9 protein-coding genes are annotated in these 12,581 nt (G+C 70.1%); 6 read left to right on the forward strand and 3 right to left on the reverse strand.

Features of this window, described 5'->3' with window-relative positions; genetic code table 11:
* Positions 1-51 precede the first annotated feature (51 nt).
* Complete coding sequence (lon, locus tag ACZ5CR_RS12435; protein WP_468856508.1) at positions 52-2,472, reverse strand: endopeptidase La; 2,421 nt, start codon at positions 2,470-2,472, stop codon at positions 52-54.
* Positions 2,473-2,561: 89 nt separating this feature from the next.
* Positions 2,562-3,398, reverse strand: a complete 837-nt coding sequence (locus tag ACZ5CR_RS12440; protein ID WP_468856511.1) for a rhomboid-like protein — start codon at positions 3,396-3,398, stop codon at positions 2,562-2,564.
* Between the two features lie 191 nt (positions 3,399-3,589).
* Here ACZ5CR_RS12440 and ACZ5CR_RS12445 point away from each other — a divergent pair, with 191 nt between their 5' ends.
* From ACZ5CR_RS12445 to ACZ5CR_RS12465, 5 genes are all read left to right on the forward strand, one after another.
* A complete protein-coding gene (locus tag ACZ5CR_RS12445; RefSeq protein ID WP_468856514.1) occupies positions 3,590-4,294 on the forward strand; it encodes a spermidine synthase family protein in 705 nt (234 codons plus the stop codon).
* A gap of 65 nt (positions 4,295-4,359) precedes the next feature.
* Complete coding sequence (locus tag ACZ5CR_RS12450; RefSeq protein WP_468856517.1) at positions 4,360-5,100, forward strand: response regulator transcription factor; 741 nt, start codon at positions 4,360-4,362, stop codon at positions 5,098-5,100.
* A gap of 13 nt (positions 5,101-5,113) precedes the next feature.
* Positions 5,114-6,199, forward strand: a complete 1,086-nt coding sequence (locus ACZ5CR_RS12455) for a HAMP domain-containing sensor histidine kinase (protein ID WP_389903260.1) — start codon at positions 5,114-5,116, stop codon at positions 6,197-6,199.
* A 259-nt stretch (positions 6,200-6,458) separates the two neighbouring features.
* On the forward strand, positions 6,459-10,241 hold the full coding sequence (locus ACZ5CR_RS12460; RefSeq protein ID WP_468856521.1) for a multifunctional oxoglutarate decarboxylase/oxoglutarate dehydrogenase thiamine pyrophosphate-binding subunit/dihydrolipoyllysine-residue succinyltransferase subunit: 3,783 nt from the start codon (positions 6,459-6,461) through the stop codon (positions 10,239-10,241).
* A gap of 136 nt (positions 10,242-10,377) precedes the next feature.
* Positions 10,378-10,560, forward strand: coding sequence for a DUF6104 family protein (locus ACZ5CR_RS12465; protein ID WP_003961784.1), 183 nt, complete (start codon positions 10,378-10,380; stop codon positions 10,558-10,560).
* Positions 10,561-10,635: 75 nt separating this feature from the next.
* Here the strand turns inward: ACZ5CR_RS12465 and ACZ5CR_RS12470 are convergent, their stop codons facing one another.
* Positions 10,636-11,541: a hypothetical protein gene (locus ACZ5CR_RS12470; RefSeq protein WP_468856524.1), complete on the reverse strand. Its 906-nt coding sequence runs from the start codon at positions 11,539-11,541 to the stop codon at positions 10,636-10,638.
* A gap of 136 nt (positions 11,542-11,677) precedes the next feature.
* On the opposite strand from ACZ5CR_RS12470, the gene ACZ5CR_RS12475 reads away from it, so the two are divergent.
* Complete coding sequence (locus tag ACZ5CR_RS12475; RefSeq protein ID WP_468856527.1) at positions 11,678-12,580, forward strand: DUF4097 family beta strand repeat-containing protein; 903 nt, start codon at positions 11,678-11,680, stop codon at positions 12,578-12,580.
* Position 12,581: the final 1 nt, after the last annotated feature.

Consider the following 12,581-nt stretch of genomic DNA (forward strand, 5'->3'; position numbering starts at 1 on the left):
GGCCCGGGACCCCTCGCGGGGCCCCGGGCCTGCACGCACCGGCCACCTCCGTCACGCGGCGGCCGGAACCCTCACCTCGGCCTCGGTCAAGGCCAGTTCGAGCACCTGGCGGACGTCCGTCACCGGGTGCACGTCCAGCTTCTGCAGGATCTCGGCCGGGACGTCGTCCAGGTCGGCCTCGTTCCGCTTCGGGATGATCACCGTGGTGATCCCGGCGCGGTGCGCGGCGAGCAGCTTCTGCTTGACGCCGCCGATCGGCAGGACCCGCCCGGTCAGCGAGACCTCACCGGTCATGGCCACATCCGTACGGACGAGACGCCCGCTGAGCAGCGACGCGAGTGCGGTCGTCATGGTGACGCCCGCGCTCGGCCCGTCCTTGGGGACCGCGCCCGCCGGGAAGTGGATGTGCACGCCGCGTTCCTTCAGGTCGGCGACGGGCAGCTCCAGTTCGGCCCCGCGCGAGCGCAGGAAGGAGAGCGCGATCTGCGCGGACTCCTTCATCACGTCGCCGAGCTGACCGGTGAGGGTGAGTCCCGCGGCGCCGGTCTCCGGATCGGCGAGCGACGCCTCGACGAAGAGGACGTCACCTCCCGCGCCGGTGACCGCGAGCCCGGTCGCCACGCCCGGCACCGCCGTACGCCGCTCGGCCGGGTCCTGCGCCGACTCGGGCACGTGGTGCGGGCGCCCGATGAGACCGCGCAGATCGTCGTCGCCGACCGTGAACGGCAGCTCCTGCTCGCCCAGTTCGTGCTTGGCAGCGACCTTGCGCAGCAGCCGCGCGACGGACCGCTCCAGGTTCCGTACGCCCGCTTCCCGGGTGTACTCCCCCGCGAGCTTGCGCAGCGCGCTCTCGTCCAGGGTCACCTCGTCCGCCTTCAGGCCCGCCCGCTCCAGCTGGCGCGGGAGCAGGTGGTCGCGGGCGATGACGACCTTCTCGTCCTCGGTGTATCCGTCGAGGCGCACGAGCTCCATACGGTCGAGCAGTGCCTCGGGGATGGCTTCGATGACGTTCGCCGTGGCCAGGAACACCACGTCGCTCAGGTCGAGCTCGACCTCCAGGTAGTGGTCGCGGAAGGTGTGGTTCTGCGCCGGGTCGAGGACTTCGAGCAGGGCGGCGGCCGGGTCGCCGCGGAAGTCGGAGCCCACCTTGTCGATCTCGTCGAGGAGCACGACCGGGTTCATGGACCCGGCCTCCTTGATGGCCCGCACGATGCGTCCGGGCAGCGCCCCCACGTACGTACGACGGTGTCCGCGGATCTCCGCCTCGTCGCGTACGCCGCCGAGCGCGACCCGCACGAACTTGCGGCCCATGGCGTGCGCGACACTCTCGCCGAGCGAGGTCTTTCCGACGCCAGGCGGTCCGACGAGGGCGAGCACGGCGCCGCCCCGACGCCCGCCGACGACCCCGAGGCCGCGGTCGGCGCGCCGCTTGCGCACCGCGAGGTACTCGGTGATGCGCTCCTTCACGTCCTCCAGACCCGCGTGCTCGGCGTCGAGGATGTTCTGGGCGCCCTTGATGTCGTACTCGTCCTCGGTCCGCTCGTTCCAGGGGAGTTCGAGAACGGTGTCCAGCCAGGTCCTGATCCAGGAGCCCTCGGGCGACTGGTCGCTGGAGCGCTCCAGCTTGTCGACCTCCTTGAGGGCGGCCTCGCGGACGTTCTCCGGGAGGTCGGCCGCCTCGACGCGGGTGCGGTAGTCGTCGGACTCCTCGGCTGCGTCCTTGCTGTCCCCGTTGATCTCGCGCAGTTCCTTGCGCACGGCGTCGAGCTGGCGCCGCAGCAGGAACTCGCGCTGCTGCTTGTCGACGCCTTCCTGTACGTCCTTGGCGATGGACTCGGCGACGTCCTGCTCGGCGAGGTGCTCGCGCAGCTGCTCGGTGGCGAGCTTGAGGCGGGCGGTCGGGTCATCGGTCTCCAGGAGCTCGACCTTCTGCTCGGTGGAGAGGAAGGGGGAGTATCCGGAGTTGTCGGCAAGGGCGGAGACGTCGTCGATCTGCGTGACGCGGTCGACGACCTGCCAGGCGCCCCGCTTCTTCAGCCAGCTGGTGGCGAGAGCCTTGTACTCCTTGACCAGCTCGGAGACGGCGCCGGGCAGCGGATCGGGCACGGTCTCCTCGACCTTGAGCCCCTCCACCCAGAGCGCGGCACCGGGCCCGGTCGTCCCGGCGCCGATCCGCACCCGGGAACGGCCGCGGATGAGGGCGCCGGGGTCGCCGTCGGAGAGACGCCCGACCTGTTCGACGGTGCCGAGGACACCGGTCGCGGCGTACGTCCCGTCGATACGCGGAACAAGAAGGACCTGCGGCTTGCTGCTGCCAGTGGAGCGGGCCGCCGCCTGGGCCGCCTCGACGGCGGCGCGTACGTCGGTGTCGGACAGGTCGAACGGAACCACCATGCCGGGCAGGACAACCTCGTCGTCGAGCGGCAGCACGGGCAGCGTAAGTGGTGTGGACGCCTTGGACTCAGAAGTCATGATCTCCCCTTCGGCATTCAAGTTGAGCTATGTGGACTCAATGCTCATGAGTCCTTGAATGTTCCCCAAGGGGTGTTCGCTGTGAGCGATCACTTGAACGCGGGCGGGCGGCGCCGCAGCAGCGGCCACGTGGCGACACCGAGCGAGAGCGCGAGGAGATGGCCCCAGTTCGTCATCGGGTCCGTGAACGCGATCAGGTCGTCGAGCAGCATCCCGCCGAACCCGGCGAGCACGAGCCACCGCAGCCACGGCCTGAACAGTCCCGCCAGCGCGCCGACGCTCGCCGCGACGCCGAAGCTGATGCCGTAGTCGAGCCGGTGCAGCGAGCTGTCGGGAAGACGGCCCGCGAGGACCGAGAGACCGACCGGGACCTCGGTCGCGAGCGTGGCCACCATGTGGCCGAGCAGGAAGACGCCCGCCGTGCGCAGCGCGCCGATGCGGCGCTCCAGGGCCGTGAGGACCAGCAGGAAGCCGATGGCATACGGCGACGCGATGCCGCCCGCGATCCACAGCGCGCTGGCCACCAGGACGAGGAACGGCTCCTGCGTCAGGTGCGCGACGTCCGTACTGGAGTGCCGGTGCAGGGTCGAGATCAGGGACGGGTCCGCGTGCTGCGTCAGGAGTGACGTCGCGGCGAGGATCGCGGCGTAGCCGAAGGTGAAGGGCGTACCCGTGGGGGTCGGAAGGAGGCGCCAGGGGCGCGGGCGGCTGGCGCTCAGGCGGCTCAGGCCCAGGCTCGGGCGGCTCAGGCCCAGGCGTGGGCGGCTCAGGCGGTCCTGAGGGGCAGCGCCGTTCGCCGCCCGAGGCTCGGGGGCAGTCGTCTCGGCCGCCCCGGGCCCGTGCTCCCGCTGGCGCGGGATGCCGTCAAGGCCGGGCGGGGCGGTCTCCTCGGGCGCCTCGGGGGCAGCCTGCACACTCCGGTTCACGGTGAGGCGCTCCTTTTGTTCCGTCCGCCTTTGCATCCACCCTCGGCCGCCTTTTCGGGTGCTGTCCATGATCCGGGCCACGTGTAGCGCGAATCACATCAACCTCACAGGTCACAGATGCGTCCGCATCGGACCGCGCCGCGTTCCGAGTCTCCCCACGAGGCCGCGCCCGCACTCATACGCTGGCGGACATGCGCACCGACACCACAGCCCCCGTCGTCATCGACCGACGCGAGGGGCCGTACGGCGAGGTCGTGCTGCGGCGCCACGGAGCGCTTCTGCAGATCATCGCCAACGGCTGTTTCCTCATGGACACCTCGGACGGCCGCTCGGAGCGGCTGCTCGTCGACGCGGCGTACGACGCGCTCGACGGGCGTCCGGAGCCGGACATCCTCATCGGCGGTCTGGGCGTCGGTTTCTCCCTCGCCCACGCGGCGGCCGACCGGCGCTGGGGCCGTATCACCGTCGTGGAGCGCGAGCGGGCCGTCATCGACTGGCACCGTTCGGGAGCGGATGCCCCGCTGGCCGAGCTCTCCGGCGCCGCGCTCGCCGATCCGCGTACGGAGATCCTGCACACAGACCTCGTGGCCCATCTGTCCGGCGCCGACTCCTTCGACGGCACCAGGAAAACGTACGACGCCCTCTGTCTGGACATCGACAACGGCCCGGGCTGGACGGTGACGGAGGACAACAACTCCCTCTATTCTCCCGCCGGTCTGGCGGCCTGTCAGGCTCGCCTCAACCCCGGCGGAGTGCTCGCCGTGTGGTCCGCCCAGCCCTCGTCCGCTTTCGACGACGCTCTACGGAATGCCGGATTCCAGTCGGTACGGACGGAAGAGGTCACCGTTGCCCGAGGCGTACCCGACGTGGTTCATCTCGGCGTAAGCGCTGCGTAGCCGAGGTGCCTTCGCGACCCGTACCCTGCTGGTCGAACACAAGCGATCAGTGTCAGGGGCGGGCGATGGAGCAGACACACACCTCCCACAACGGTGCGACGGCGGCGATGCCAGGCGCCCAGCGCCGGGTTCTGGTGGTCGAGGACGACCCGACGATCGTCGACGCCATCGCCGCCCGGCTACGTGCCGAGGGTTTCGTAGTGCAAACAGCGGTGGACGGTCCTTCGGCGGTCGACACCGCACAGGCTTGGCAGCCCGATCTGCTGATCCTGGACATCATGCTGCCGGGCTTCGACGGGCTTGAAGTGTGCCGTCGGGTCCAGGCCCAGCGGCCGGTTCCGGTCCTCATGCTGACGGCTCGCGACGACGAGACGGACATGCTGGTCGGGCTCGGCGTCGGCGCCGACGACTACATGACCAAGCCGTTCTCCATGCGGGAGCTCGCGGCCCGCGTGCACGTCCTGCTGCGCAGGGTCGAGCGGGCCGCGCTCGCCGCGACCACGCCGCGCAGCGGGATCCTGCGGCTCGGCGAGCTGGAGATCGACCACGCTCAGCGCCGGGTCAGGGTCCGCAGCGAGGACGTACATCTGACGCCGACGGAGTTCGACCTGCTCGTCTGCCTGGCCAACACCCCGCGTGCGGTGCTCTCGCGCGAGCAGCTGCTCGCCGAGGTGTGGGACTGGGCGGACGCGTCGGGCACCCGGACCGTGGACAGCCACATCAAGGCGCTGCGCCGGAAGATCGGCGCCGAGCGGATCCGTACGGTGCACGGCGTGGGATACGCCCTGGAGACCCCGAACCCGTGAGGCGGGCCATCCGATGAGTGGGCCCTTCGGCGGCCTGCGGCCGTTCTCCATCAAGACCAAGCTCGGCACCCTGGTGGTCGTCTCGGTCTTCATCACCACAGGTCTGCTGATGGTGGCGATGAAGACGGAGACGGAGCTGCGCTTCATCACCGTCTTCTCGGTGATCGCCACGCTGCTGATCACGCAGTTCGTGGCGCACAGCCTCACGGCGCCCCTGGACGAGATGAACTCCGTGGCGCGCGCCGTCTCGCACGGCGACTACACGCGCCGGGTGCGCGGCGCCGACCGCCGGGACGAGCTGGGCGACGTGGCCACCACGATCAACCGCATGGCGGACGACCTGGAGGCCCAGGACCAGCAGCGCAAGGAACTGGTCGCCAACGTCTCGCACGAGCTGCGCACCCCCATCGCGGGCCTGCGCGCGGTCCTGGAGAACGTCGTCGACGGAGTCTCCGCCGCCGACCCGGAGACCATGCGTACGGCCCTGAAGCAGACGGAGCGCCTCGGGCGGCTCGTGGAGACCCTGCTCGACCTCTCCCGCCTGGACAACGGCGTCGTACCGCTGCGGGCCCGCCGCTTCGAGGTGTGGCCCTACCTGTCGGGCGTCCTGAAGGAGGCCAACATGGTGGCCTCCGCCCGCGCGGGCATCGCGTCGGGCTCCGGCAGCCACACGCGTACGGACGTGCATCTGCACCTGGACGTCACGCCGCCCGAGCTGACCGCGCACGCGGACGCGGAGCGGCTGCACCAGGTCGTGGCCAACCTCATCGACAACGCGGTCAAGCACAGCCCGCCGCACGGCCGCGTCACCGTACGCGCCCGGCGCGGCCTCTACCCCGAGTCCCTGGACCTGGAGGTCCTCGACGAGGGCCCCGGCATCCCGGAGTCGGAGTGGCACCGGGTCTTCGAGCGCTTCAACCGCGGCAGCCACGCCAACACCCCGCCGCAGGGACCCGGCAGCGACGGCGGCACCGGGCTCGGGCTCGCCATCGCGCGCTGGGCGGTCGATCTGCACGGCGGACACATCGGGGTGGCCGAATCCCCTCGCGGCTGCCGCATCCAGGTCACCCTTCCGGGCCAGCCCGAAGTGCGAAGTTGACGTAGGGTTCGAAAAGGAAGCGATTCGCGGGCGCATCGGAAGCGCGCTCGGGTGACGCAGCCGCGCCGGGCAGAGCCCGCGCGGCCATCTGGCGTTGCAGAACCTCGCTTGTTTCCCGCCATTTACGTCGCCGAAACCCTCCATCCAGTGTGACTTACGCGACGGATGACGGGGCCGGTCTGCACCTGGCGGCGATGGAGGCGTAGCCTTAATTCCCGCTGTCCATCACCTTGTGAAGCGGAAGAGGGCGGTTACCGCCGTGTCGTCACAGTCCCCCAGTAGCTCGAGCATCTCGACCGACCAAGACGGGCAAGGCAAGAGCCCTGCTGCGGCCTTCGGTCCCAATGAGTGGCTCGTCGACGAGATCTATCAGCAGTACCTCCAGGACCCGAATTCGGTCGACCGAGCCTGGTGGGACTTCTTCGCCGACTACAAGCCAGGAGCCGGCGCGACCGTCGCCGCCCCTCCGGCCAAGCCGGCGGGTGACGCGGCCGCGGGGGCCGCGGCCACCACGTCCCCCGCCGCACCCGCAGTCGCTCCGGCTGCGCCCGCCGCTCCGGCAGCCCCCGCGGCTCCGGCCGCGAAGCCCGCGGCAGCGGCCCCGGCCCCCGCCGCAAAGCCCGCAGTCGCGAAGCCCGCCGCCAAGGCGGAGCCCGCGACAGAGGCCCCGGCAGGACCTGAATACGTGACGCTGCGCGGCCCCGCCGCCGCGGTCGCGAAGAACATGAACGCCTCGGTGGAGGTCCCGACGGCCACGTCGGTCCGCGCCGTCCCGGTGAAGCTGCTCTTCGACAACCGCATCGTCATCAACAACCACCTCAAGCGCGCCCGCGGCGGGAAGATCTCCTTCACGCACCTCATCGGGTACGCGATGGTGCAGGCCATCAAGGCCATGCCGTCGATGAACTACTCCTTCGTGGAGAAGGACGGCAAGCCGACCCTGGTCAAGCCGGAGCACGTGAACTTCGGCCTCGCGATCGACCTGGTGAAGCCCAACGGCGACCGCCAGCTGGTCGTCGCGGGCATCAAGAAGGCCGAGACGCTGAACTTCTTCGAGTTCTGGCAGGCCTACGAGGACATCGTCCGTCGCGCCCGCGACAACAAGCTGACGATGGACGACTTCACCGGCGTCACGGTCTCGCTGACCAACCCCGGCGGCCTCGGCACCGTCCACTCGGTCCCCCGCCTGATGCCCGGACAGTCGGTCATCATGGGCGTCGGCTCGATGGACTACCCCGCGGAGTTCCAGGGCACGTCCCAGGACACCCTGAACAAGCTCGGCATCTCGAAGGTCATGACGCTCACGTCGACCTACGACCACCGGGTGATCCAGGGCGCCGCCTCCGGCGAGTTCCTGCGCATCGTCGCGAACCTACTGCTCGGCGAGTCCGAGTTCTACGACGAGATCTTCAAGGCGCTGCGCATCCCCTACGAGCCGGTCCGCTGGCTCAAGGACATCGACGCCTCGCACGACGACGACGTCACGAAGGCCGCCCGCGTCTTCGAGCTGATCCACTCCTACCGGGTGCGCGGCCACGTCATGGCCGACACGGACCCGCTGGAGTACAAGCAGCGCAAGCACCCCGACCTGGACATCACCGAGCACGGCCTCACCCTGTGGGACCTGGAGCGGGAGTTCGCGGTCGGCGGCTTCGCCGGCAAGTCGATGATGAAGCTGCGCGACGTCCTGGGCGTCCTGCGCGACTCGTACTGCCGCACCACCGGCATCGAGTTCATGCACATCCAGGACCCGAAGCAGCGCAAGTGGCTCCAGGACCGCATCGAGCGCACGCACGCCACGAAGCCCGAGCGCGAGGAGCAGCTGCGCATCCTGCGCAGGCTGAACGCCGCCGAGGCCTTCGAGACGTTCCTGCAGACGAAGTACGTCGGCCAGAAGCGCTTCTCCCTGGAGGGCGGCGAGTCCGTCATCCCGCTGCTCGACGCCGTCATCGACAGCGCCGCGGAGTCCCGCCTGGACGAGGTCGTCATCGGCATGGCCCACCGCGGCCGCCTCAACGTCCTCGCGAACATCGTGGGCAAGTCGTACGCCCAGATCTTCCGCGAGTTCGAGGGCAACATGGACCCCAAGTCCATGCACGGCTCCGGCGACGTGAAGTACCACCTGGGCGCCGAGGGCACCTTCACCGGCCTGGACGGCGAGCAGATCAACGTCTCCCTCGCCGCGAACCCGTCCCACCTGGAGACGGTCGACCCGATCATCGAGGGCATCGTCCGCGCCAAGCAGGACATCATCAACAAGGGCGGCACGGACTTCACGGTCCTGCCGGTCGCCCTGCACGGTGACGCGGCCTTCGCGGGCCAGGGTGTGGTCGCCGAGACGCTCAACATGTCGCAGCTGCGCGGCTACCGCACGGGCGGCACGGTCCACATCGTCATCAACAACCAGGTCGGCTTCACCGCCGCCCCGGAGTCGTCGCGCTCCTCCATGTACGCCACCGACGTGGCCCGCATGATCGAGGCGCCGATCTTCCACGTGAACGGCGACGACCCCGAGGCCGTCGTGCGCATCGCGCGCCTCGCCTTCGAGTTCCGCCAGGCGTTCAACAAGGATGTGGTCATCGACCTCATCTGCTACCGCCGCCGCGGCCACAACGAGTCGGACAACCCGGCGTTCACGCAGCCCCTGATGTACGACCTGATCGACAAGAAGCGCTCGGTGCGCAAGCTCTACACCGAGTCCCTCATCGGTCGCGGCGACATCACCCTGGAAGAGGCCGAGCAGGCCCTGCAGGACTTCCAGGGGCAGCTGGAGAAGGTCTTCACGGAGGTCCGCGAGGCCATCTCGCAGCCCGCCGAGGCCGAGGTCCCGGCACCCGAGGCCGAGTTCCCGGTGAACGTCGACACCTCCATCTCCCAGGAGGTCGTCAAGCGGATCGCCGAGTCCCAGGTCAACATCCCCGACCGGGTCACCGTCCACCCGCGCCTGCTGCCGCAACTGCAGCGCCGCATGTCGATGGTCGAGGAAGGCACGATCGACTGGGGCATGGGCGAGACCCTCGCCATCGGCTCGCTGCTCCTGGAGGGCACGCCGGTCCGGCTTTCGGGCCAGGACTCGCGCCGTGGCACGTTCGGCCAGCGTCACGCGGTCCTCATCGACCGTGAGACGGGCGAGGACTTCACGCCGCTCCTGTACCTCTCCGAGGACCAGGCGCGCTACAACGTCTACGACTCGCTCCTCTCCGAGTACGCGGTCATGGGCTTCGAGTACGGCTACTCGCTGGCCCGTCCCGAGTCCCTCGTGATGTGGGAGGCGCAGTTCGGCGACTTCGTCAACGGCGCGCAGACGGTGGTGGACGAGTACATCTCGGCCGCCGAGCAGAAGTGGAACCAGCACTCCGGCGTCACGCTGCTGCTGCCCCACGGCTACGAGGGCCAGGGCCCGGACCACTCGTCCGCCCGTATCGAGCGCTTCCTCCAGCTGTGCGCGCAGAACAACATGACGGTCGCGATGCCGACCCTGCCGTCGAACTACTTCCACCTCCTGCGGTGGCAGGTGCACAACCCGCACCACAAGCCGCTGGTGGTCTTCACCCCGAAGTCGATGCTGCGCCTCAAGGCGGCGGCCTCGAAGACGGAGGAGTTCACATCGGGTGGCTTCCGCCCGGTCATCGGCGACGACTCGGTCGAGGCGTCGGCGGTCCGCAAGGTCGTCTTCTGCTCCGGCAAGCTGTACTACGACCTCGAGGCCGACCGGAAGAAGCGCGAGGTCACGGACACCGCGATCATCCGCATCGAGCGCCTGTACCCGCTGCCGGGTGCCGAGCTCCAGGCGGAGATCGCCAAGTACCCGAACGCCGAGAAGTACCTGTGGGCGCAGGAGGAGCCGGCGAACCAGGGCGCATGGCCCTTCATCGCCCTCAACCTCATCGACCACCTGGACCTGGCGGTCGGCGCGGACATCCCGCACGGCGAGCGCCTGCGCCGCATCTCGCGGCCGCACGGCTCGTCCCCGGCGGTGGGTTCGAAGAAGCGCCACGAGCAGGAGCAGGAAGCGCTGCTGCGCGAGGTCTTCGAGGCGTAGGTCTCAGCGGTTCGTTCACACCGGTGGGCCCGGCCCCGAGTGCTTGTCACCCGGAGCCGGGCCCACCGGCGTACCGGCTTATCCTGGACGTACTCACCACTTCGACTGCATCGACCGACCCATCGCGGAGCCTGACTTGTACTTCACCGACCGTGGCATCGAGGAGCTTGAGAAGCGGCGCGGCGAGGAGGAGGTCACCTTCGAGTGGCTCGCCGAGCAGCTCCGCACCTTCGTGGACCTCAACCCCGACTTCGAGGTCCCGGTCGAGCGCCTCGCGACCTGGCTGGCCCGTCTGGACGACGAGGACGAGGACGAGTAGGACGGGCACGACGAGTAGGACGCGTCAGGGGCGGCGCCTCGCCGACGACGCCCGCATGATGTGGCCGCTCCTCGCTCAGCCCCGCTCGACACCGACACCGACCCCGACCCCGACCCCGGCCCCGGCCCCGGCCCCGGCCCCGGCGTCAGCCGCCCGCACTCTGTCGTACGCGAACCCCAGCGAACCGTGCACCATCAGCAGCGCGCCCGCCACGGCCCATCCCCCGCTGCGCCGCCGCACGGCCCACGCCGCCAGCGGCAGCCCGGCGGCCAGCTGCGCCACGGCGAGGGCGCGAGCCCTGGGGCCCCGCAGCCACGGCCCGAGGCGACCCCGCTCGACCACGTCAAGCTCCGCCCGGACCGCGTCCCGCCATCCGGACCACTCGATCTCCCGCACTCCCCGCACCGTCCGCGCCACCGCACGCAGCCGGTCCGCGGGCTCCCCGGGTCCGAGGCCGGTCGGCAGCGCCACTCCCGCCCGCGCCAGGACGGCGAGCAGGGCCAGGAGCCGGGCGCGGGCGTCGGCCTCCGTGTCGGGGCGTCCCAGGGGCTCCAGGGACTGCAGATCGAGGACGGGATCGAGGCCGAGCCGCGCGGCAAAGGTGCGCAGCGCCTCGTCCTCGCCGACGGGCGTCCCGTTCGCCAGCCATACGTATTCGACGGTGCGCCGGAAGCCCGCCGCGAGAGTGCAGCCGGAGCGGTCGGAGTCCCACCACAGCGCGAGCACCGGCCAGGTCGACCCGACGGCGAGCGCGGTGGCCCACCCCGCCAGCACCCGGTCCACCGGCTCGTCACCGTGCACCCAGGGCTTGCCCTCGGGCACGAGCACGCTCCACCCGCGCCCCGCAGGAGCGAGCAGCATCCGTTCGCGCAACAGGCGGGCGGCGGGCTCGACCCCATCGGGTTCGGCCCGGCAGAGCAGCAGCGCACCGGCGGCGGCACGCTCGGAGGCGGAAGCACGCTCGGAAGCATCGGACGACATGTCCCCACGCTAGATCAAATCACCATATTCAGCGCAGAGAGGTGACGGTGTCTTGACTTTCCATTTCCGCGATATATCGTGTATCTCAGAGACGCGATATGGCGCGTTGATCAGCTCACCCGAGGAGGTCGGCCCGATGTCAGAGTGGTCAGTCGCCGAGCCCAGGAAGCTCACGTTCGACGCCCCCGTGACGACACTCCACGTGCGCGTCGTCAACGGAACAGTGAACGTCGTGGGCACGGACGAAGTTTCCGCCCGGCTCGAGGTCTCCGAGATCGAAGGGCCGCCCCTGACGGTCACGCACGCGGACGGCACCTTGTCGGTGGTGTACGACGACCTGCCCTGGCGGGGCTTCCTCAAGTGGCTCGACCGCAAAGGCTGGCGCCGCAGCGTGGTGGTCTCCCTGGCCGTCCCCGCGGGCACCCGCGTCGAGGTGGGCGTGGTCGGGGCGAACGCCGTGGTCTCGGGGATCGAGGGGCGCACGGAGATCAAGGGCGTCACCGGCGACACGACCCTCGTCGGCCTCGCGGGCCCGGTCCGCGCCGACACGGTCTCGGGCAACCTGGAGGCCCAGGGCATCACGGGCGACCTGCGGTTCCACTCGGTCTCCGGTGACCTCACCGTCTTCGAGGGCGCGGGCTCCTCCGTTCGGGCCGAATCGGTGAGCGGCTCGATGATCGTGGACCTCGACCCGGCGGGTGCCCCGACCGACATCGGCCTGACGAACGTCTCGGGCGAGATCGCGATCCGGCTGCCCCATCCGACGGACGCGGACGTGGAGGCGAACACCGCGAGCGGCAACGTGTCCAACGCGTTCGAGGATCTGCGGGTCAGCGGCCAGTGGGGAGCGAAGAGGATCACCGGCCGCCTCGGCACGGGCAGCGGAAAGCTCAAGGCGACGACGGTCTCGGGGTCCATCGCGCTGCTGCGCAGGCCACCGACGGAGGAAGATCCATTCGACGAGGCCCCACCGGCCGCGTCCCCCAAGGACACTCCCCCGGCCGACGATGCCGCCCCGACCGACAAGAAGGTGCTCTGAC

Source organism: Streptomyces sp. NPDC031274 (assembly GCF_055570235.1).

Coding starts and splice junctions, on each gene's coding strand:
- lon (WP_468856508.1), bottom strand. CDS start 2,472: ATGACTTCTGAGTCCAAGGCGTCCACACCACTTACGCTGCCCGTGCTG.
- ACZ5CR_RS12445 (WP_468856514.1), top strand. CDS start 3,590: ATGCGCACCGACACCACAGCCCCCGTCGTCATCGACCGACGCGAGGGG.
- ACZ5CR_RS12450 (WP_468856517.1), top strand. CDS start 4,360: ATGGAGCAGACACACACCTCCCACAACGGTGCGACGGCGGCGATGCCA.
- ACZ5CR_RS12455 (WP_389903260.1), top strand. CDS start 5,114: ATGAGTGGGCCCTTCGGCGGCCTGCGGCCGTTCTCCATCAAGACCAAG.
- ACZ5CR_RS12470 (WP_468856524.1), bottom strand. CDS start 11,541: ATGTCGTCCGATGCTTCCGAGCGTGCTTCCGCCTCCGAGCGTGCCGCC.
- ACZ5CR_RS12475 (WP_468856527.1), top strand. CDS start 11,678: ATGTCAGAGTGGTCAGTCGCCGAGCCCAGGAAGCTCACGTTCGACGCC.